The organism is Hymenobacter volaticus (assembly GCF_022921055.1).
Taxonomy (GTDB): domain Bacteria; phylum Bacteroidota; class Bacteroidia; order Cytophagales; family Hymenobacteraceae; genus Hymenobacter; species Hymenobacter volaticus.
This window is the reverse complement of sequence record NZ_CP095061.1, coordinates 3123706-3144437: the sequence shown is the minus strand read 5'-3', so window position 1 is coordinate 3144437 and position 20732 is coordinate 3123706. Positions and strand designations below refer to the sequence as shown.

Genomic DNA, 20732 nt, shown 5'->3' with positions numbered 1-20732 from the left:
GCTATGGATTATAAAGTCAAGACCGCTTATCAGAATCGAAAATGGATGCTTTTCTCGGTGCTGATGGCTACCTCAAACAGGTAGAGAATCTGGCGGGTAAGAGTCTGAGCCCGCGCCAACTTACTTGGCTCTTTCTGCAATTGGTCATTATCTGACATGGTTACTAGGTAATGGCTAAGTCGCGCGTGAATGCTACGCTTAATGTCGGCCTCATAAACAGCGTCATCCTCGCCAACCCACACCATGCTGTTACCATTTTCGGTGCTGACGATACTAAGAACCTCGGTTTGGTAGTCGAGAAAGTAAACATCGTCTTCGGTTAAATTCAGGACGTTAGGGTGCGACCTGTGTTGTACGCCCCAGTCCACTACTTCACTAAAACACAGTTCTTCCTCGTTGACGCTTTCTGCGGGAACAAATATGAAGTAATGATCTTCCATTTTTTCGACTAAATATTATATTTCTATAGAACTTACCTTTTCGCATTAGTGACTTTATGGACAGCATGTGCTTTGTTTTCCTCATCCAGCTTTCCGTCAATCCAGCCGTTGCCGCCGTACACGATACGCTCGCCAGCTAGGGCCACTAGCGTCACCCGCTTCCGCTCGCCGGGCTCGAAGCGGACAGCTGTGCCGGCGGGGATGTTGAGGCGGAAGCCGTAGGCTAAGGCTCGGTCGAATTGCAGGGCGGCGTTTGTTTCGAAGAATGGGTAGTGCGAACCCACTTGCACCGGCCGGTCACCCATATTGGTCACGTCTAGCTCTACGGTGGCACGGTCGGCGTTCAAGACGATGTCTTCTGAGGCCAACTGATACTCGCCGGGGTTGGGATGCACCACGTTGTCCATGACGACTGTGCTGGTAGTGCGCGTGAGGCCGGAGGCATAGAGGGCAAGCTCCGGGTTGCCCAGTTCGCGGCAGATGGGGTGGTGCACCGTTACGAGTTTGGTGCCATCGGGGAAAGTGCCTTCCACCTGTACTTCGGCTATCATGTCGGCCACGCCGGGCAACACATCTTGCAAGCCCAAGAGCTGTTTGCCCTTGTCCATGAGCACGGCCACCCGCTCCCCGTCGCGGATAAACTCCAAGAGCTGCGTAGCAATAAGAGCCATGGCTTCGGGATAGTTAAGCAACAGGCCGCGGGCATAGCGCTTTTGAGCTACAAAACCGGCTTGGTGCAGCACCAACTTATCGAGGTCTTTGGGCGAAAGGTGCATGGATTGATGTTAGGAAAAGAACAACGAAAAACTGTCATGCTGAGCTTGCCGAAGCATCTCGCGCACAGGCACAAATAGCAATCAATGAGTCGAGCGAGATGCTTCGGCAAGCTCAGCATGACGTTCTGATATAGCTCGTATACAATTACACATTCACGTATATCATCCAGCCACCGTACAGGATGCAAACCAATGATGAAACGATGCCGGTAACCAGCCGCAGACGGCGGCTTAGGCGCATACGGGGAGTATAGGGTATGCTTAGCAGGCCCGCCACGCCAAACATGCCCAGGATGGAGCCTACCCCAAATACCAACAAGTAGAGCATGCCCAGCAGCGGACTACGGATTTCACTCATCACCAGCAACACTAGCGCCCCGCTGCCCGCTAGGCCGTGCACCAGCCCCACCGTATATGCCACCCGGTGTTCCGAGCCCGTTGGTAGTTTGAAACCCAACGGCTCTTTGCCTGCCAGCCGGCTCAACCCCATAACTACCAGCATCAAACCTACTGCCGCTTCAAAGTAGCCGGAGGTGAGAAAAGTTGCTCGGCTGAGTAAGATTACGGAGCCCACTAGCGCTATCATGGTGGTGTGGCCAAGCCCCCAGTACAAGCCATCCTTCATGGCAAGCAAGGTGCTATCGCGCCGCGAAACCATGGTGCTGACGGCCAGCAAGTGGTCGGGCTCGAAAGCGTGCCCCGCGCCGGCCACCGACGCAAACAAAATAGGTAACAGGTTCTCCATGCAGAAGCAGATCGAGGCTAGGCTTGCTGAGTTGAGGTAGAGAAACCGGGGTGGGACGGGCAGAGGCAGAGCGTAACGTTAGCAAGCCTAGAGGCAGGCTGACGCTTGGAAATATACGGGCCAGCAGCCACTAAACTGCAAAAGCGGCCCGACATTGCTGCGGGGCCGCTTTTGCGGTGTTGGTTGTGAGGTAGGGGCTAAGGCTACTTGCTTTTGGTTTGCAAGAGCTTCAGTACTTCGGCGTTGCCGCTTTCCTTGGCGCTAGCCAAGGCATCTTTGCCATCGTTGTCTTTTAGCTTAGGATCGGCGCCAGCGGCCAGCAGAAGCGTTACCAGCTCCATGTTGCCTTCGCCAGCCGCGGCCATCAGAGCAGTGGCATTGAAGCTGTCGGGCTTGTTGACTAAGGCTTTATGCTGAAGCAGAATTTTCACGATTTCGGTCTGGCTGCGTCCGGCGGCCAGGATCAGAAAGCTAGTAGGAAAGCCTGGCATCATTTCAACGGGAGCATTGGGGTCGGCACCAGCTTTCAGTAAGGCCTCTACGTCAGCAGGCTTATTCTTCACAACGGCGGCATACACCTTTTGAGTCGGCGTTTGGGCTAGAGTGACGGTAGCTAAACCTGAAAATAAAACAATAACGAGAAGAAGTTTTTTCATGCCGGGAAACAGACTCTTGAAGTATTTAATAGCTTCAAATATAACAAATCGACTAGAAAAAACACTATTGCGTGGATGCTATTGTGCAGGCAATTGATAATAGCGGCGTAGTTCTAACCTACACTTGGAACTTCGGCCGCCAAATTCATTATTACACAGTTCTGAAGCTCTACAGTAGTGTAAGAGCGGCACTAAGCAATTAGTAGCTTGTATGCTAGCACAGAAAAGTGTAATTCTCACAACTGGCTGTTTCGCCTCGTAATTCAATTGCATATACCTATTGCTATTGCTGAATAATACTATTTTTTTGATGCTACTATATAGTCGTTTTTTGGCCCATCCGTTGCGCCATAACACTAGCCAAAATGATTTGTAAGGCGTGGTAAAGCATCAGCGGCAGCAGCAACGCACCTGTAGCGGCGGTAGCTGGAAACAGCAAGCTGGCCATGACGCTGCCGTGCACCAACGACTTCTTCGATCCGCAGAACAGCGCCACAATCCGGTCCTCGCGCGTGAAACCGAGCAAAGCACTTAAGCCCCACACCAACGCAAAAATCACGAAGTACAGGGCCACCATACCCAAGCCGAGCAACAGCACATCGGTGGGAATGTAGCTGCGGAAAACGCCTTCAGCAAACGACTCGCAGAACGACGTGAAGACGATGAGCAGGATAACAATCTGGTCGAAGGTGCGCAGGGTTTGTTTGTGCTGCTCGGCGAAGCTGCCAAAGCGCGGGTTAAGCAGCACGCCCACCACCACGGGCAATACCACCTGCCACGTCAGGTCGAGGGCCAAGCCCCAAAGCTGGCCGTTCCCGGTGCCGGTGTGCAGAATAAGGCTGGTCCAGATAGGGGTGAGGAAGATGCCGATTAAACTGCTAATGCTCGCATTGAAGATAGCCGCGGGCAAGTTGCCACCCGCAATGCCCACCATCACCACCGACGTGGAAACCGTACTAGGCAGCGTGCAAAGAAAGAAAATACTCTGCCAGAGCAGGTCCGCCTTTTCGTTGCCGAAAAAAGGCCGCACGGCCAGCGCCAGCAGTGGAAACACCACAAACGTAGTAAGCTGTACCACCGTGTGGAGCTTCCAATTGCGTAGCCCGGCTTTTAGCTTTTCCAGGTTCAGCCGCAGCCCATAAAAAAAGAAAATCAAAGCCACGCCTGTTGTAGTCAGCAGCTTCCAGGGTATCGGACTTGCTTTGCTGCCTACATCCGGTACCAGATATGCCAAGGCTACAGTGCCCATCAACCCTAGCAAAAACCAGTCGAGCAGCCCAGCCCGGCGGAGCAAGGCTACGAAGGGGTTTTCGGAGGTTGTTGGCTTGGAAGTAGTAGGTGACGACATACAGAAAGGCGTGATAGGAGCAAGGCAAATGAGGTGGCTGTAGCCGCCTTGGGCTTCAATGCCGCGTTAAACAATAGGGTAGCGGATGGCGCCCTACCACTTAGCAGGGCACAAGGCGGAAGTGTGGTGGCAGCCTTTGAGTGGCACAACCCAACCAGACAAAATAAAAGCGTCAGGCTGAAGTTGCCTGACGCTTCGAAGTTTTACGGTTGGGGCAGCCCGAAGTTTCCAGGGAGCACCGTTGCAAGAGCGAAATTACGGTTAGCTGGATAGGGCGATACGGACTTTTTTCGCCGCCAATAAGTTGCTAAGTCTTTCTGTATTTGCCTTATGCTGCAACCATTTTACGCTGTTTCTTTTTGGCTTTGCGTAGCCGGTTCAGCCACATGATGGTACCCGTAATGGGGAACGTGACACCTAGCAGGCACACCACAAGACTGATAACTTTGGAAGGCCAACCGTAGATGGAGCCGGTATGTACTGGCTTAAACATGCCCCGCACGCGCTGGCCTAAGCTGCGCTGCTCGTAGGTCTGCTTGCTGATAACTGTGCCCGAATATTGGTCGAGGTACACTTCGTCGGTGGCATTTTCGTAGCTCGCACCTGGCCGCAGCGTGGCTACGCGGATGCTGCCCGTGGGGTCTTTGGGCATTTGGAGCGAATAGTATTCGGCGGTAGGGGCTTGCTGACGGGCCAAGGTCAAAGCAGCATCCGGCGTAAGAGCTGCGGCATCGGCTACGGCTGGCGCGGCAGAAGTTGGCGGCTCGGGGCGCTGCATGGGAGAGTTGGTAACGGCATAAATGCCTTTGTTGAACCACTCAAACGACCACGCCAAACCCGTGAAGGCAAACACAAACAGAAACAGCGCCGAATAGAACCCGAGCACGATGTGCAGATCGTGGTTGAGCCGCTTCCAGCCGCCGCTCCATTTCACTTGCAGGCGCTGCCGCACCGCGTTGCGTGTGGCGGGCCACCACAGCACGATACCCGTCCCGATAATGAACAGGAACATTAACGTGCTTACGCCCACTACCAGCTTGCCGATAGCGCCGCCCACCATGCCGCGGTGCAGAGCCATCATCGTGAAGAAGAACGTTTCGCGATAGTTTAGTTCGCCCGTGACGGCGGCCGTGTAGGGGTTCACGAATACAGTTGGGCCGCGGCCGCCTTCGCCGCCCCCACCTTTACCGCCCTTGGCTTCCTGGCTTTTGCCACCGCCTGCAGGCGCTACGGCTTGGGCGCCAGCTTCCGAGCGGCCGCCTTCGCGGCTCTTCTCGGCACGGCCTTCTTTGCCTCCTTCCCCTTTTCGCTCGCCACCGGGGCCACCGGGCGCGCCAGCCAAGCTGATTTCCACGGTACGGGCCGGATCGGCATAAACCTTCACGCCTGTGATTTTAGCATCAGGCTTGTACGCTCGCACCGCGTCGGTGAGCTGCGCTAGGGGCTGGCGAGGTGTGGTGGCCGGCGTCACGAAGTACCGCTCAGGGTGCCAAGCTTGCTCTAGCTCCTTTTCGAAAACCAGCACCCCACCTGTGAAACACACCACGGCAATGATGAGGCCCGAAACCAAGCTCAGGTACAAGTGGATGTTGCGAAAGAAGATTTTCATACTCAATAGGATAAGGAAACTGTTTCTGTAGGTGAATTTCCGCAGAAACCCGGAAAGTAACCAGTTGCAGCTGGTAATTTCCGGGTTTCCTCACTCACCTCTAGTGTGGCAGGTTGATGGGTAGCAATTATTACAATAAGTTAATAAGCACCACCCAGAATCAGCTAGAACCGATAGCTAGCCGTAGCCGAGAAGTTGCGGGGCGCAATAGGGTTCACGCTGTTGTCGTCGTGCATATTATAGCTCAACTCATCCAGGATGTTGGCAAGTTTCACCCGCACCGAAAACCGGTCGTACGTGTAGCCGAGCGAAGCATCGAACAGCACATAGTCGGGGATACTGATGAGGCGGAAAGCGTCTCCGCTTGGGTTTTTACTGGCATCAACAAATGGCTTGCCCGTGGCCGGGTCGTAGAGGCGCGTGTTACGGCCAGCTAGCTTGTCGCCTACATAGTAGGAAGTCACGCCCGCTGTAAGGCCGCGCAGGAAGCTGTTGTCGCCGAAGCTGCTGCCGAAGTTGTAGTATAGGCTGAAGTTGGCCGTATGCGCGGGGTTATAGCGCAGGCGGCTGTTGTTTTCGTAGATGTTGCTCTTAGTGTAAGCCGTGTGGTTGTAGCTATAGCCCGTGATAAAAGTCCAGCCCATCATCGGCTTGCTTTGCACATCTACTTCCACGCCCTTGCTAGTTACTTCGCCGGCTAGCTCTTTGATGTTGGTGTTTAGGTTGTCCGTGGTTTTCCCGTTGGCGTCGGTGATAGGTCCTAGGTAGGTCTGCGCGAGGTTGCTGTTCACAATTTGGTAGGCCGTTACGTTGGCCGACAGCAACCCGTGAAACAAGTCATTCTTAATGCCTACCTCATACTGATCGAAGGTGGAGGGGGGCAACGCCACACCGGTAACATCTTGGCCGGTGTTCGGCTGAAAGGAGTTAGCGTAGGAGGCAAACAACGAAGTTGTCTTGATCGGCTGATACACCAACCCCAGGCGTGGCGAGAAGGCGTTATCAAAGCGACGGTTTTGCTGCGTTACTTTCAGGCTCTGGTCGGCGGCAGTAGGCGCAGCGTAGGTGTACACGTCGCTCGGCGTTTCTTGGTAGCTCCAACGCACACCAGCCAGCAACTTCACTTTCTCGGAAATGCTCATCAAATCCTGCACGTAGAAGCCAGCGCGGCGCGTATTGGTAAACGTGCGGGTGTTGCGATACAGGGCGTCGAAGCTGCTTACGCTATTGGTGGGCTGTGCCAGCACGCGGCTACGGTCAAACACATTGATAGAGTCGTAGGGCTGTGCCGTGAAAGTTAGTGCCTGCGTGTTGTACTGATCGGCGTCGGCGCCAACGAGCACGGTGTGCTCCAGGAAACCAGTGCGAACCTTGCCCGTGAGGTCCAGTTGGGCGAGGTAATAGTTTTCGGAAGTTTCAGTGCGGCTCAGGGTGCGCGCCCAGTTGCCGTAGAGGCTTTCTTTGTAACGCTCAGGAATAGCAGGCCTAGTGGCGGTTGCTGGGCTGCCAGGAATCACGCCGTTGCGAATGGTGGAGGGGCGGTTGCCGGTGCGCTGCTCGTTGTCGTAGCGCTGGAAGCCGCCTACTGCGCGAATCTGCCACTTGTCGTTGAGGCGGCTGGTGAGCGTGGCGGTAGAACTGGTTTGCGTGGTAGCATTTTTCGCGCCTGGTACGTTCAGAAAGCGGGTGCGCGATTCCAGCACGTTGTAATCAATAGCGCCCACCCCAAAATCCGGCGTCCTGTTGTCGCGGAGGTAGTCGCCTTCTAAGATCAGCGTGGTCTTCGGCGTCAATTCGAAGAGAACGGACGGGTTGACGTACACCCGGTTGGACTCTACTTGGTCGCGGAAGCTGTTGGCATTTTCGTAGGTGCCATTCAAGCGGAAGGCTACCTTCTCGCTTTTGCCTACGCCGCCGTACACATCAAAGATCGGCTTCCAGAGGCCGAAGCTGCCGACGCGTAGTCCTACCGAGCCGCCCTTCTCGAACTGTGGCTTCTTGGTAACCAGGTTAAGCACGCCACCGGCCGCTACGTTGCCGTACAAAATAGCTGCGCTACCCTTTAGCACTTCCATGCGCTCCAAAGAAGATGCTTCCGGCATCACACCGTTGTTGAAGCGGACGCCGTTTTTGAAGGTGTTGTTGCTGCCATACGCAAAGCCGCGGCTGCCTAATTCTTCTTGCGTACCGCCGGTGGTGCTGGTTACGTATAGGCCGCTCACGTTGACGAGGGCATCGCTGAGGCGTAGCACTTGCTGCTGCTCCAGTACTTCGCGTTCTACGGTTACAGCGCTCTGGGGCAAATCGAGAGTAGCGACTGGCAGTTTCCCCACGGTCACGGCCCGCTGATTCAGTGACTTTGCACCCGTCACGGTTACTTCCGATAGGTTCTGGTTGCTTACGGCCAGCGTGAAGGCGGGCACGGGCGTGCTTTCGCCGCCGGTTACTGCTACCGGTACTTCCTGTGTTATGTAGCCAATGCTGCTTACTACCAACTGGTAAGCGCCTGCCTGCGCCGACAAGCGGAAGCTACCATCGGCGGTTGTGCTCGTGCCGAACGAAGTGCCTTTCAGCGCTACCGTTACACCTTCCACTGGCTTGCCTGCGGCGTCGCTTACCTTGCCGGTCAACCAGCCCCGCCGAACCGGATCATCGGCACCCACAAGGGCCGAAGCAACGGTTGGATTGGTGGCTACTGACAAAGGAAGAGCATGCGCAAGGCCGCTAAGCGGCAACGAAAGGAGTAAGAGTAGAGCAGGTCGAGACATCGAACGAAGCACTTAGCTTGTTTAGACTGATTAAAAACAATGCAAAGCACGTCCCTATTTAGATGAATTCAAAATAGGTCAACAAATATTTTTAGCAGCTAATAATGAAGGTCCAATGAAAAGAGCCGACCAAGAATGCATTTTCCTGGTCGGCTCCGTAGTAAATCGTTGATTATTTGAAGGATTGTAACTAGCTGGCTAAAGGAATGACTCGCTTTAACATCATGATTTGTTTAGGCCTTGGGGAGGTTGACTAATAAGCTTGGGCCAGCAACTGAGACACCGGATTTAGCTGAAATGCCTCGGCCAGCAACTCGTAGGAGCGAAGGCGGTCCTGGAAATCGTAGGTGATAGTAACTGCAGTTACCTCGTTCACGCCGTACGCAGTGGCTAGTTCTTCGAGTTGCTCGCGCACTTGCTCGGGGTTGCCGGACACCATACGCTGGTGATGGTAATCGAGGCGGGCGCGTAGCTCGGGCGTGAGTGGGTAGTTGCGTACGGTGTCTGCGGAACCGATAGGAGTACGGTCGCCGGTTTCCAGCTTCAGCATCTGCAGCGCCAGCGCGTCGGCTAGTTCCTGGGCTTTTGCTTCGGTTTCGGCGCAGAGCACGAAAATGGCCACATTGGCTAACGGAGCGGCCAGTTCGGGGGATGGACGGAACCGCTCCTTATATAGTCGTACCATATCGGGGCCGCCTTTAGGGTTGATGAAGTGCGCAAACGAAAACGCTGCCCCCACGTGCGCCGCAAACAAGCCGCTTTGCCCACTCGAGCTGAGCAGCCACAATTCCGGCACGGTGTCAATGAAAGGGGCCGCTTTCACTTTGGCGTGGATGGTATCGGGCACCACTTCATCGCGCAGGAAAGCGCGCAAATCCATGAGCTGCTCGGCGAAGTCTTCGTCGCGGAAGGCGTTGTGCGGATTGAGGGCGTGAGCCGTAATCCGGTCGGTGCCCGGGGCACGGCCGATGCCGAGGTCGATGCGGCCGGGATAGAGGGCTTCCAGCAAACGAAAGCTTTCGGCCACTTTCAAAGCCGAATAGTGGGGCAGCATCACGCCGCCCGAGCCAAGCCGGATGCGCTTGGTTTCGGCACCGAGCCGGGCCAGCAATACTTCCGGCGCCGAGCCCGCTAGCGTACCGGTATTGTGGTGCTCTGATACCCAAAAACGAGTGTAGCCCAATCGATCGGCTAGGCGGGCTAACTCTATTGTTTCCTGCAGCGCCTGCCGGGCTGAGCCGCCCTGCCGCACCGGCGACTGGTCGAGGACACTGAGGTGCACTTTATGGGAAGTTGACATGATGCCAAATGTTAAGCAAGTGAACGGCCGCTAGAAAAACGGCGCGTAGTAGCTGCTACAACAGCAACGGCTAGAAACTGGTTTGCCGCTGCCCGTTCTGCTAAAAGAAACAAGGCAGCGCCCTTGGCTCCTCACTCGATGCAATACTCGATAGGTGCCTAGTAGGTAGTTGCCAACAGTTCAAGCAGTCTACCTGGTAGCTCATTCTGCCACAATGCGAGGGGCTGCATTGTTGCTTTTGCGCAGGAACTGCTCGGGTATGAAGAACATGATCTGCAGGCCGCCTGCCACCAAACAAATCTTGAAGAAGTAGATGCGGGAAATGACTTTCCAAAGGGTATGATGTGCTCTAGGGAAGCCGGGGCGGTTGTGCTCGGCAGCACGGCAGGTTCTCCAATGTCTACTGCTAGCCAGGCCGTGAAGCTGCCAGACATGGTAGCCGATACGCTTTGCCTTAGTGTGGGCATAGGCACGGCGCCTAGAACCGAAGCGGTAATGAATGGTACCTATCACGAGCGGCCATTCCCGCCAGCAGCAGAATTGGGCCTTGAGCGCAATGTAAATTAAGAGGGTACAGCCACTGAATCGTGGTGCTGGAAGAAGGGCGCTTCAGCGTCAACAGTTGCCGTTCGCACGCTATGCAGTCCACTGCAATTGATGGGCTAATTACGCAGTGGTCTAGCATAAGTCCAAGTACTATGACTTATTGAATATTTATCAGACTCATATCCAACAAATCAAGAACAGCTTCCTATTCAATTTACTGCTGAGACTATTATAGCTCTTGAAAGCCGATTTATGAAAAATCGCCTTTTTAAGGGCACCTAATTGACTGTTTTAAGGAATTGTTTGACTATTTTCTTTAATAAGTTAATAACTATATGTTTTCTCTTTATAACTTACTAGACCTAATTCCATTGCGCTTGATTAGTTGAACCTAATACAGATAATTGTATTATTCTGCTAGTTAGGGGCAATGCTTTTCTGTGTTCACTATTCATAAGCTTATGAGCCATTTTCTACTTTCTGGTACCCCGAACTGGCGCAAAAACGGAATCGGCCTGTGGCTACTGTGGTTCCTGTTAAGCTTAAGCGCCAATACTGCGCTGGCACAAAACATGACGCCCTTCACTGTGCGCGTGACGCCAGCTGGACCTCTAACCCTATGTTCGGGCTCCCCCTTGGAGTTGACTGCTACGGCAGTATACCCAGCCTTTAACGTAGGTACGGGCTTTAATGATAGCAATGAGGGGGTAAGAGCCGTTATTGTGCAACCCGACGGCAAAGTGCTAGCAGGTGGATATTTTGCTACTTACAATGGGGTTCCGCGCAACCGCCTTGTTCGCCTGAATACGGATGGCAGCTTAGACCCTTCCTTCCAAACAGGCACGGGCTTCGTAGATGGGGTGATTAGCTTAGCCTTGCAGCCCGACGGCAAAGTGTTGGTTGGCGGCTTTTTCACTTCTTACAATGGCACTAGGCGCAACCGCATTGCTCGCCTCAATGCTGATGGTAGCCTGGATCCAACCTTCGATGCGGGCACCAGAATTGGTAATGGTGGGGTCCTAAGTCTCGCCCTGCAGCCCGATGGCAAAGTGCTGCTCGGCGGCTTTTTCAACGACAACAACGGTACTTCGCCCACGCCGAACAGCATTGTCCGCCTCAATGCGGATGGCACTCTGGATCCTAGTTTCAGCATCGGCAGAGGCTTCAATAATGGCGTAAGAGCCGTGGCGTTGCAGCCCGATGGCAAAGTACTGGTTGGCGGCTTTTTTACTTCTTATAATGGCAACGCTTGTAAGCGCGTGGCCCGCATCAACCCTGATGGCAGCTTTGATGCTAGCTTCAAAACGGGTATTGACGCGGCGGTGTATGCTCTTACGGTGCAGCCTACGGATGGCAAAGTGCTAGTAGGAGGCACGTTCACGTCTTACAACGGAAGTCCGCGCAACCGCATTGCCCGCCTTAACCCCGATGGCAACCTGGATACTTCTTTCGACGCGGGCTTTGATGATGAAGTGTATGACCTTGCGGTACAGCCCGACGGTAAAGTACTGGTTGGCGGCACGTTTACCGCTTTCAAGGGCGACTCAACCAAGCGCATGGCCCGCCTCAACCCCGACGGCAGCCGGGACGCTACCTTCCGCATGGGCACGGGCTTTAATACCGGTAAAAGCCTGGGCAACTACGCCCTTGGGGTGTATGACGTTGCCCTGCAGCCCGATGGTAAAATCTTAGCCGGGGGTAACTTTTCCACTTACAATCGGGCTCCGCGCAATCATATTGCCCGCCTTGAGGCCGATGGCGGCCTCAATATCAACGCCACCACCGTACCCGGCACTATCACTACCTCTTGGTGGAAAGACAACGTGCATGTTAACGCAACGGGTAGTACACTTGCTGTAGCTAGCCCTGGAGAATACTACGCCAAGGCAACAATAGGCGGTATGGAGGTGACGTCGGACATAGTAAGAGTGAATTCCTCCCGGGGCTCGCCAACGCAAGTCCAACCCCGGCGTTTGGCGCAGCCGGCACTACTATTACCCTGGTCGGCACCAACCTACAGGGCATAAAGCGAGTCTTTTTTAAGAGCGAGGATATACGAAACTGCATAGCTGCTTTTGTATTGCTGTCGCCTACTGAACTTCGGGTCACGGTGCCAGACAGTGCTGCTACTGGCCCGCTCACGCTTGTTGACTTGTGCGGCACCGCTACCCTAAGCACCACCAGCTTCCGGGTGCTGCCTATCATCACGGGTTTTTCCCCCAAACTGGGGCGGCCGGCACCACCGTAACGCTCAGCGGCCTAGGCTTCACGCCGGACGCTCCTATGGCAGTGCGTTTCCCTGGCGTTAACACGGCAGTGGCTGCCACGGACGCTTCGACGCGGCAACTAAAGGTTGTGGTGCCTACCGGAGCGACCACCGGGCGGTTGACGCTCATAACGGCCACCGATACGGTCAGCAGTGCGGATGATTTCGTGGTGCCCAATGTAGGAACGAGCGACCTGCTTATTACTGATACCCGGTCCCTTCCAGCGGGCACCTATGGCAACATCACGGTAATAAGACCTGGCGTGCTGACCGTAAGCGGTGACGTAACGGTTACGGGGCAATTGAGCGTGCAGGAAGGCGGCACCCTTCATACTGGCACCAATATTATATCGGGGGCTGGCAGCTTTGCGCTGGCTGCCGGCGCAACGTTGAGCACCAGTAATCCGCAAGGTATTTCTACCAGCGAGGCCACGGGCGCGGTGCAAACAACCACCCGCACTTTTTCTACGGATGCCACCTACAGCTATACCGGTACGCTGGCGCAAGTAACGGGCACTGGCCTTCCCGACCGGGTTCGGGCCCTGACGACCAGCAACTCTGTCTGCCTCACGCTCACCAATCCCGTTCACATCGCCCAAACCTTAACCCTGGCCGGTGCCGGCAACCTGCTTCTTAACCACAACGCCTTAACGCTATTATCCGACGCCAGCGGCACGGCTTTGGTGGTGAACAGCAGCACGGGTACGGTGGTAGGTCAGGCCACCATGGAGCGCTACATCAACCCCGTAGCCAACCGCGCAACGGGCTTGCGCTACTACGGCTCGCCGGTGAGCGGCGCTACGGCCGCAGTATTGGCGCAAGCTCCGGTGTATGACTACGACCAAAGCCGGTCGGCTACGCAGCGCGACACGCTGCCCCTGATCAACTACGGTTTCTCCCCGCAACCTATTCCACTTTCCACGCGGCTAACCAAAGGTCGCGGTTACGCAGCGGCAGTTCCAGCGTCCACCACTGTGAGGTTTGTGGGCACCCTCAACACCGGCGACACCACCTTGATCCTGCCTCGCAACAACAACTCCTTCGCGTATTATGCCGGCTGGCACCTAGTGAGCAATCCTTATCCTGCGCCGCTCGACTGGGACAAAGTAGCCCCCGCTGACCGCGCGGGCTTGGAAGCCGCCATTTATGTCTACGAGAGCACCGGTCCGGGTAAGGGCTACTACCGCAGCTACGTGAATGGAGCGGGCACGGCTAGTCCACTCATTGCGGCCGGTCAGGCTTTCTTTGTGCGAGTGAAAAAAGGCAGCGCGAGCGGCAAACTCACTTTTCGCAACTCGCAGCGCATTGTAGAGTATGCCGCTCAAGTAAACTTCAGCCGAGTAAATCGGGCTGAGGAAGAGTTAAGTGTAACGGCTGTCCTCGACGACAGCAATGGCTGCAACGCTTTTGGGTGCCGCGGTCTTACAAGCGCAACTGCTACCCAGGAGTCTAGTGTCAACTTTAGCAGGATAACGGTATACAGTGACTCTAGTGCTTCCTCAATTGCCGTCGCCCAATCCGAATTTAATTCCGACTACGATGCGGAAGCCAGCTATTTGCAATCCCGCAGCAACGTGCTCCTCAGTATTGCCAACAACAACGGCCAAGAAATGTCGGTTAAGGGAGTCAACCAAATGGCCACTGCCGTCTTTCCACTCACGCTCAAGGCCAATGCCCCGGCCGGTACAGCATCAGCGCCGATCGGGCCATGTTGAATAGCTTGCCGTCAACCTTGAGCCCATACCTGTACGATAAGGCTACCAACCGATTAGTACATCTGCGCGATTCCGTATTCCGCGTCAACCTGACGGCATTAGACGTACTCAACCCCCTTGTGGACCGCTTCGAGCTGCGTTTTAGCCAGCCTCTTCTAGCTGCCACGGCCCCTTGGTCTCCGACTGGCACTGTGGAAGTATACCCCAACCCGGCCAGCGGGCAGGTTAAGGTATGGGTGCCAGCAACAAAGGGCGCGCCACGCGTACAGGCCACGCTACTCAACAGTCTAGGACAAGTGGTCCACCGGCAGGAGGCCCCCTCCCCGCGGCCGGTACGACCCTACAATTGGACGTGAACAACCTGGCCGGCGGGGTCTATATTTTGCGCTTGCAGGCGGGCACGGCACACGTCACCCGGCGCCTCGTAGTACAGCATTAATCTACACGTGACGACCACACAAGAGCGCCGGCAGGTCCAGGGTCTGCCGGCGCTCTTGTGTGGTCGTCACGTGTAGATTAGTCAAGTAAGCCGCTATAATCGTTCGTGATGTACAGCATCGACAAGTCATCATACTCGTGCCAACCATCATTAGGGCGCGCTATCTTCAGGTGCGCCAGCCCTGTCAGGATACAATTAAAATACAGCTGGCGCTCGTCCTCGGGTGTATACGCCGGGGCGTCGCGGAGGGCTTGGTAACTATTGTCGGCTAAGCTTCGGCCAACGGCCATAGAATAAAAGCCCCGCTGCCGAATGAAAGTAGGACCTTCTTGAATAAGGAAATTTGCCGTCTTGGCGAACTCAGCACTATACTCTTTATGCCGCCAGTAAAACGGGCTGATACTGCTGCCGACCGCCATAGCGGGGGTTTGCCTAACCGTCTGCTGATACGTCAGCAAGAAGCTGTCGAGCCGGGCCTGCTGGCCTTGGTTGTTGGTTAACATGATTTGCTCGCCCGCCCGAATATCCGTGATAGTTGGCAATGGCGTGGGCAAGGCCGCCGCGAGTTGAAAGGCCTCTGATACGCGCCCGGCGCGCGCCAGAACGGTAGCTAAGTCGGAAAGTGCCATCTGCAAAGGCACGTGCGTAAAGCGCGGCTGCTGAGCAAGCTTGGGCAAGAAGGGCAAAATATCTCGCGCCAGCGTTAAGTGGCGCAACTGCCGCTCGTCTTGCAAGGCGGCAGAAACCTGATACAGAAAGGCGTTGCGGCGGGCGCGCGCCTCGTCGCCTGCTAGCGGCACCCGAACCAGAGCCCGCATCCAAGCTAGATTGGGCGCGTTATCCTTGATGCGGTGCAAGGCCTCCTTTTCCAAAGAAAACTCGCGGGTACTTGAAGAGCGGTCGGGAAAGGCCGCTTCTAGGAAGGCAATACTGTCTAGCTGCCGGATTACGCCTAGATCCGGGGTGGGCGAGGTAGCGGCGCGCCGGAGTTCATCCGAAAAGAACGAATTGAAAGCGCAGGTATAGTAGGCTTCAAACTCCAGGGTTTTAGGGCGAGCTGGTTGCTGCAGGTAACGGATCGGGTCTTGTGCAACCGCACTAGCTTGCGCTACGTCGATAACTTCGGCGGAGCCTAAATTCCATTCCAACACGTTGATGGCCTCTTGCCCCGTCCGCAACCTTTTGAGTCTTATAAGGGCCTGACTGAACTCATTGAATGCTCGTGCAGCCGCTAGGGAGTCATGCTTTATTTCGGCTAGGTACACCCCGTGGGTTTTCGCCAGAAAAGCTTCTAGAAATGATTGGTTGCGGGGGTAGCTAGCAGGACCATGCACTGCTTTTTCAACGAAGAGAGGTTCGGCGGTAGCAATGGTGGGGGTAGCTTGCGCCAACGCAGCCCACGCCTTGTCCCGTGCGGAATTGGGTATCGAGAAGCTTACCCGGTCCAGGCTCAGACGGTCTGGACTAACCAAACCCAATTTGATGGCATCAGTTGCCACCACCTTCGACTCGTAGTCGTGGTAGGAGGGGCTTACCATGTACACTCTCGGGGCCGGACTGACACTAAGCAGGCTGTATACGGTGGCGGCGTACAACTCATTGAAGGATAAGGTTCCTATCTTGCTACAGCTGCGCAACAGCGGATAAATGTTCTCGGGCGTGAAAAGCTCGTATTTCACTAAGTAGGGCAGCAGCGCAATACCTCCATCCGCATCCTTGAGCCTAGTGGAGTAAGTACGTAGCGAATCCAGACACTGCATTACCTCGGCTGGCCGTCGTTGGGCCGCAAACAGAATAGCGGCTACTTGGTAGCCCCCGCTGTGCCCAAAGCTGCCGCCGTTGGTATGAACATTCATGGCAGCAGGAAAAAGCCGCAGAAACTGCTGCCGGGCAGCAGAAACAGGAACAAGGGGATTTATTTTATCCAGAAAACCTAAATCAGTTGGGCTATAGTTGCCCTGGGCGAGCAGCACCTGGACGCAAAAAGCGAAGTCAACTGGGTTGGGCGTGCTGCCTTGGGTGGTACTTACTTCCTGCCGAACGTATTCGCGTAGGTGCAATAGTAATTTCAACTTTATAGCTTCCAGGCGTTGAGTCTCCTCGGCAGGGGACATCCGCAGACGAGTGGCTTGCTGCTTGTGAAGCGCGGCATATGTCAGGTGGTACGTAACCGCCATGACGGTCCGGGCCGTGAATACTGCTACCTCTCGCTGGTCGGCACTCAGCGTGGACTGGCCTTTATGGGGCACCGAAATACTGCCTGCTTTGGTGAGTCGATTGTCTAAATCGAAGAGCAACTGGCGGGTCCAGGGGTGCTCCCGGTCGGCTACGTCGTAGTGCTCGTTGCTGGCCCGCTGGTACATCGCCAACTCGATATTGAGTGGAAGACTGTTGCCCTGCAATGCATCAAGCATCCGCGGAAAAGCATAAAAAGCTTTGCCGTGGCCCCCAAACCAAGGCTGATAAACAAAATTTTGAAGCCGGTCGGTGTCAATGAGAAAGCGGGCCTTGTTGTTTACCGATACGTAAGGGGAGGTCAGAGAAGGCAGCCGCTCCTCGATAATGGAATACGCCACGTAGTCGGCCCGTTTCTGACGGGCCGACCACGCCAGCCACCCCATTCCTACCAGTAGCACGGGCAGTAAAACCACCGCCACGAGGCGGCCCAAGCCGTAGCGGGCCACCAGGAGTGGCACCGACAGCTGGCGGCGGCTAGCCGCCAGAAAGCGGGTAAGCACCGTGCTACGCTCGGCAGCTTGCTCTTGGCGGTGCGCGGCGCTAGGTCCAGTTGCCACGTAGTGCGCCAGCCAACTCTCGCTTACCTTTTTGCGGCGGTTCCACTCCGAGAAGTAGGTATAAGGCCCAATGGGCAGAAGAAAGCCTGCATCCTCGGCGTTCGCCTGCCAGCGGTCGGCTTGCTGCATCAGATCCTGGGCGGTACGGACATCGGCGGCTTCGCTGTTGGCCCACTCGGCGAGATGATTCCAGTTTCGGATCAAACTCTCGTGGGTTATATCGAGCACCGTATCGGGCGGGGGCACTTGTTGATCGTCGTCTTCACCCAGCAAAAAGGGTGAGAGAAACGTAGTACCTGATTCCCGAAAAGGGCGCAAAACCTGGCAGACAACCGGCCAGGTCAGCAAGGGGTCGTTGAGAATGGCGGTAATCTCGGCACCGGTCAGGCGGTTGCGCACCACGCGCTGTCCATTGGTGCGCGTGAGTAATCGAAACGTTTGCTCGATTACCTGCTCCACCGTAGTGGGCGGTAGCGGGGGGCAAATGCCTGGTTATAGCGGGTGCTGGCTTCGTAGTACAGCTGGTTGGCGTGGGCATCCAACACGTTGCGCAGCGAAGGATCGGCCAGTAAAAACTGCCGCTGGGGCGCCGATAGCGTCTCTTGCCACTGGGCAAAGCGGGCTTGGTCGGCGGCGGGTAGCTCGTCGCTTAGGCCCCCCACCATGGCGTAGTGCAGCAGGTCCATTTCCTCGCGTCCCTCGTTGGCCGCCAGCCAGATGCGGCGCAGGGCGTGCTGCAACACCGGCAGTTGGTCTTGGCCGTTGTGCATGTCGTAGAGCAGGCGCTGCACCAAACGCTCACTGATGCGGTTGCCGCTAAGTAGCGCGGGCTCCTTGATAACTTCTATAAACTCGTGGCGCAGCAGCCGCGGCACAAAGTACTGGCTTGCCCCAATTTGCTCCACTAAGCCGCGAAACTCGGCACACTGCCCAACAAAGTCGGAGCGCATGGTGCAGATGATATAAATGGGCAAGTTGGCGGCCTGCGCGAGCTGCGTGGTTTCCAGCAGCAGATTAACTACCGTTTGCGCGGCGGTATTGGGCTCGTCGCCGGCGTAGTTTTCTGGGTTGGTGAAGAATTCTTCAAATTGATCGACGACCAGTAGCAAGTTGGCCGCTTGTAGTTGCTGCTCGCGCTGCGCAGTAGCGGGTAGCGCCCCGGCAACTTCCGCGGGAGGGCAAAGTATGGAAGCCTGGTAGAGCTGCACCAGCGCCGAGAATCCTTGTTCTAGCTCGGTCTCCACCGCGGCCTCGCTATTTTCCAGGCGCAGGGCCGACGCTACAGCCCGAGCCATGTTGCGCAAGGGGCTCCGCTCGGGTCGGAACGTAGCCACGGCCCAGCTGCTGTAGCGGCTCCGAAGAAAGCCCGCCCGGATTTCTGGTAGCAGCCCGGCAAAAACCAGAGAGGATTTGCCGTCGCCGGAGGCGCCCGTAATCATGACAAAATGCTGTTCGGCTAGCAGCGTCCGGCATTTCTCCACGTGAGCTTCGCGCCCCCGAAAGTAGAGAGCTTCTTCTTCCGTGAAGGTGCGCAGCCCGGTATATGGGCAGATGGGTTCCTCGGGACCAAATAAAGAAGGTTCAGAATCGCAGGAGGCCGTCATTACGAGCGCACATTGATCTGTTGAAACACGCGCCGCACTTCCTCGCTCACGCCCCTGTGGGGTTGAATGCATGAGATAACCCGCGGCGCCTTAAAAGCTCGCATTTTGTTTTGAGCAGGGTCATCCTCCCCGACAAATAGGATGGGCGTTAAGGAGTTGGCGCCACCTACCAAGCGCCAAACTTGCTTTACAAACGGCAGCGCCCAATCAGCGCTGTACTTGAAATAAACCACCGCGAGCTTGCTTTTAGGGATCGTACGCACCGTGATTTCCTTGTACAGATCTTCGCTATCGGGCTCGATAATGAGCAGCTCCAGCGGAATTTCTTCGCTTAGCCGGTCGGTTATTTCGTTGGCCTCATTGCTATCGAGTTGGTTGTAGACAAAGAAGATATCCGTTTCCTTCTCTGTGCTAGCCGGGGCCGGCGTTGCCTTGGTAAGCGTGCTGCGCAGGTCTTCTACCAGCTGCATGGCATTAGGAGCATTCGTAAACATGCACCGCTCCGTTAGCTCGTTGCGAATGGCATTCACAAACGCTTTCTGGGCGGGTTTTACTGCCAACGTTTCATCAGGGCAGTACCAAATAAATTGGCGGAACGTGTCCTGATTTGCTGCTCGCTGCCGCGCCTGCTGGTAAGCATACATGGGGAAAGAGCAATCCTCATCGTCTTCGAAGCGCCGGCCGAACTCGTTGCCTAACAGGTGTACCGAGCACGTAGCCGCCGTCATGGCTTCCTGCGTCCGCAAGCGGAACTCGTCTTCATCCAAGGGGCAGTCAGTGGCGGGCACTACGTGTAGGCCGGCTTTGGTGCAAATCAAGGCCAGTTCTTCGCGCCGGGCTGCCAACTCTTTGGAAGTCCAAGGCAGAAATACCACCGGTCCCTCAGGCGGGGTTGGGCGCGACGAAACAGATGAGATAGTAGAAAGCTTGCTTGCTTCCTGCTCAGATAGGAGAGCAGTTGGGGGGAGCGAGTAAGCTAGGGAAGTGGTTGTTGGCCGCGGTAAAGGCTGCTTCACGGCGGCTATCAATTCTTTGATGGCATTGGCCACCTTATTGATCTGGTTGCGATACAGCAGCCCCCCACTCGAACGCGGCAATTCGTCGTCTTTGGCCCGCAATGGCCGGTTTACCCCTAGTTCTTGGTAAACAAAATCAATGGTGCGCAACTGGCCACCGAGTGTTTGTTCCAGCAGTTGCACATCACTTGGTTCGAGATTATGAATGCGCAAGGGTAGAATGCGGCAGCCCACATTGCCGCTCGGTAAGCGCAAGTGCAAGCCAAGCCGATCTTGGCTAGCCTGCTGATAAAAAGGCAGAAACTCGTGCTTCCAGGAAAAGCGCTCGGTATCACAGTACGTCTGCGAAATCAGCGGTATCAAAATGAAGGCTCGTAGCCGATGCTCCAAGCTAGGACCCACTAGCTCGGTATCACCTAGTCCGTCATGAAGATTCTTGTCGAAATAAATGCTTAGTCGCTCCTTTACGGTGGCAGCTAGTTCTTCTTGCAGACGGGTTACAAACTCGGTGACCCATCCATCAAAACGATTGTCGTTATGACGGTAGCTAATGAAAATGTCATATTCAAACTCAGGAAGCAGGGCAGCCATGATTTAAATGAATAGTGCAAAAAGCTGCGTTAAGAGAAAACCGCTACATCCAAATATAAACTTTTTCAAGATTAAATGGCATTGATGTCATCTAATCCGCGCAATAGGAGAGAGTTGA

Annotated in this window: 16 protein-coding genes; 5 read left to right on the top strand and 11 right to left on the bottom strand. The window is 55.4% G+C overall.

What is annotated here, in order from left to right:
* Positions 1-29 precede the first annotated feature (29 nt).
* From MUN86_RS13710 to MUN86_RS13675, 8 genes are all read right to left on the bottom strand, one after another.
* A complete protein-coding gene (locus MUN86_RS13710) occupies positions 30-440 on the bottom strand; it encodes a hypothetical protein (RefSeq protein WP_245118538.1) in 411 nt (136 codons plus the stop codon).
* 32 nt (positions 441-472) lie between these two features.
* The gene (locus tag MUN86_RS13705; protein WP_245118536.1) at positions 473-1216 is read right to left on the bottom strand and encodes an urease subunit beta; all 744 of its coding nucleotides are present in this window, start codon (positions 1214-1216) and stop codon (positions 473-475) included.
* A 145-nt stretch (positions 1217-1361) separates the two neighbouring features.
* Positions 1362-1961: an urease accessory protein gene (locus MUN86_RS13700; RefSeq protein WP_245118530.1), complete on the bottom strand. Its 600-nt coding sequence runs from the start codon at positions 1959-1961 to the stop codon at positions 1362-1364.
* A 203-nt stretch (positions 1962-2164) separates the two neighbouring features.
* Positions 2165-2617 carry an ankyrin repeat domain-containing protein gene (locus MUN86_RS13695; protein ID WP_245118528.1) on the bottom strand — a complete coding sequence of 151 codons (453 nt, stop codon included), beginning with the start codon at positions 2615-2617 and terminating at the stop codon, positions 2165-2167.
* 316 nt (positions 2618-2933) lie between these two features.
* Positions 2934-3965, bottom strand: a complete 1032-nt coding sequence (locus MUN86_RS13690; protein ID WP_245118523.1) for a bile acid:sodium symporter family protein — start codon at positions 3963-3965, stop codon at positions 2934-2936.
* Positions 3966-4293: 328 nt separating this feature from the next.
* Complete coding sequence (locus tag MUN86_RS13685) at positions 4294-5574, bottom strand: PepSY-associated TM helix domain-containing protein (protein WP_245118521.1); 1281 nt, start codon at positions 5572-5574, stop codon at positions 4294-4296.
* Positions 5575-5738: 164 nt separating this feature from the next.
* Complete coding sequence (locus MUN86_RS13680) at positions 5739-8342, bottom strand: TonB-dependent siderophore receptor (protein WP_245118519.1); 2604 nt, start codon at positions 8340-8342, stop codon at positions 5739-5741.
* Between the two features lie 253 nt (positions 8343-8595).
* The gene (locus MUN86_RS13675; RefSeq protein WP_245118518.1) at positions 8596-9642 is read right to left on the bottom strand and encodes an LLM class flavin-dependent oxidoreductase; all 1047 of its coding nucleotides are present in this window, start codon (positions 9640-9642) and stop codon (positions 8596-8598) included.
* A gap of 396 nt (positions 9643-10038) precedes the next feature.
* On the opposite strand from MUN86_RS13675, the gene MUN86_RS13670 reads away from it, so the two are divergent.
* The 5 genes from MUN86_RS13670 (at position 10039) to MUN86_RS32760 (ending at position 14608) form a co-directional block, all read left to right on the top strand.
* Positions 10039-10209 (top strand): hypothetical protein, encoded by a 171-nt coding sequence (locus MUN86_RS13670; RefSeq protein ID WP_245118517.1) that lies wholly within the window; start codon positions 10039-10041, stop codon positions 10207-10209.
* A gap of 440 nt (positions 10210-10649) precedes the next feature.
* A complete protein-coding gene (locus MUN86_RS13665; RefSeq protein ID WP_245118515.1) occupies positions 10650-12215 on the top strand; it encodes a delta-60 repeat domain-containing protein in 1566 nt (521 codons plus the stop codon).
* 127 nt (positions 12216-12342) lie between these two features.
* Positions 12343-14169 carry a DUF8693 domain-containing protein gene (locus MUN86_RS13660; RefSeq protein WP_245118513.1) on the top strand — a complete coding sequence of 609 codons (1827 nt, stop codon included), beginning with the start codon at positions 12343-12345 and terminating at the stop codon, positions 14167-14169.
* 17 nt (positions 14170-14186) lie between these two features.
* Positions 14187-14525 (top strand): T9SS type A sorting domain-containing protein, encoded by a 339-nt coding sequence (locus MUN86_RS13655; protein WP_245118512.1) that lies wholly within the window; start codon positions 14187-14189, stop codon positions 14523-14525.
* Entirely contained in the window at positions 14522-14608 is an 87-nt protein-coding gene (locus MUN86_RS32760; protein WP_502592241.1) for a hypothetical protein, read from the top strand. The genes MUN86_RS13655 and MUN86_RS32760 overlap by 4 nt, the downstream gene beginning before the upstream one ends.
* A 77-nt stretch (positions 14609-14685) precedes the next feature.
* On the opposite strand, the gene MUN86_RS13650 is transcribed toward MUN86_RS32760, so the two are convergent.
* Genes MUN86_RS13650 through MUN86_RS13640 form a run of 3 tightly spaced genes read right to left on the bottom strand, consistent with a single transcriptional unit; the run spans position 14686 to position 20614 of the window.
* Positions 14686-17862 (bottom strand): nSTAND1 domain-containing NTPase, encoded by a 3177-nt coding sequence (locus MUN86_RS13650; RefSeq protein WP_245118510.1) that lies wholly within the window; start codon positions 17860-17862, stop codon positions 14686-14688.
* A complete protein-coding gene (locus tag MUN86_RS13645) occupies positions 17850-19007 on the bottom strand; it encodes an nSTAND1 domain-containing NTPase (RefSeq protein WP_245118508.1) in 1158 nt (385 codons plus the stop codon). The genes MUN86_RS13650 and MUN86_RS13645 overlap by 13 nt, the downstream gene beginning before the upstream one ends.
* The gene (locus tag MUN86_RS13640; protein WP_245118507.1) at positions 19007-20614 is read right to left on the bottom strand and encodes a hypothetical protein; all 1608 of its coding nucleotides are present in this window, start codon (positions 20612-20614) and stop codon (positions 19007-19009) included. Before MUN86_RS13640 ends, MUN86_RS13645 begins: the two co-directional genes overlap by 1 nt.
* Positions 20615-20732 lie beyond the last annotated feature (118 nt).

Excerpts from the sequence above, each read along its gene's own strand:
- MUN86_RS13685 (WP_245118521.1), bottom strand. The coding sequence starts at position 5,574 with ATGAAAATCTTCTTTCGCAACATCCACTTGTACCTGAGCTTGGTTTCG.
- MUN86_RS13705 (WP_245118536.1), bottom strand. The coding sequence starts at position 1,216 with ATGCACCTTTCGCCCAAAGACCTCGATAAGTTGGTGCTGCACCAAGCC.
- MUN86_RS13675 (WP_245118518.1), bottom strand. The coding sequence starts at position 9,642 with ATGTCAACTTCCCATAAAGTGCACCTCAGTGTCCTCGACCAGTCGCCG.
- MUN86_RS13695 (WP_245118528.1), bottom strand. The coding sequence starts at position 2,617 with ATGAAAAAACTTCTTCTCGTTATTGTTTTATTTTCAGGTTTAGCTACC.
- MUN86_RS13670 (WP_245118517.1), top strand. The coding sequence starts at position 10,039 with ATGTCTACTGCTAGCCAGGCCGTGAAGCTGCCAGACATGGTAGCCGAT.
- MUN86_RS13700 (WP_245118530.1), bottom strand. The coding sequence starts at position 1,961 with ATGGAGAACCTGTTACCTATTTTGTTTGCGTCGGTGGCCGGCGCGGGG.
- MUN86_RS13680 (WP_245118519.1), bottom strand. The coding sequence starts at position 8,342 with ATGTCTCGACCTGCTCTACTCTTACTCCTTTCGTTGCCGCTTAGCGGC.
- MUN86_RS13640 (WP_245118507.1), bottom strand. The coding sequence starts at position 20,614 with ATGGCTGCCCTGCTTCCTGAGTTTGAATATGACATTTTCATTAGCTAC.
- MUN86_RS13710 (WP_245118538.1), bottom strand. The coding sequence starts at position 440 with ATGGAAGATCATTACTTCATATTTGTTCCCGCAGAAAGCGTCAACGAG.
- MUN86_RS13645 (WP_245118508.1), bottom strand. The coding sequence starts at position 19,007 with ATGACGGCCTCCTGCGATTCTGAACCTTCTTTATTTGGTCCCGAGGAA.
- MUN86_RS13690 (WP_245118523.1), bottom strand. The coding sequence starts at position 3,965 with ATGTCGTCACCTACTACTTCCAAGCCAACAACCTCCGAAAACCCCTTC.
- MUN86_RS13665 (WP_245118515.1), top strand. The coding sequence starts at position 10,650 with ATGAGCCATTTTCTACTTTCTGGTACCCCGAACTGGCGCAAAAACGGA.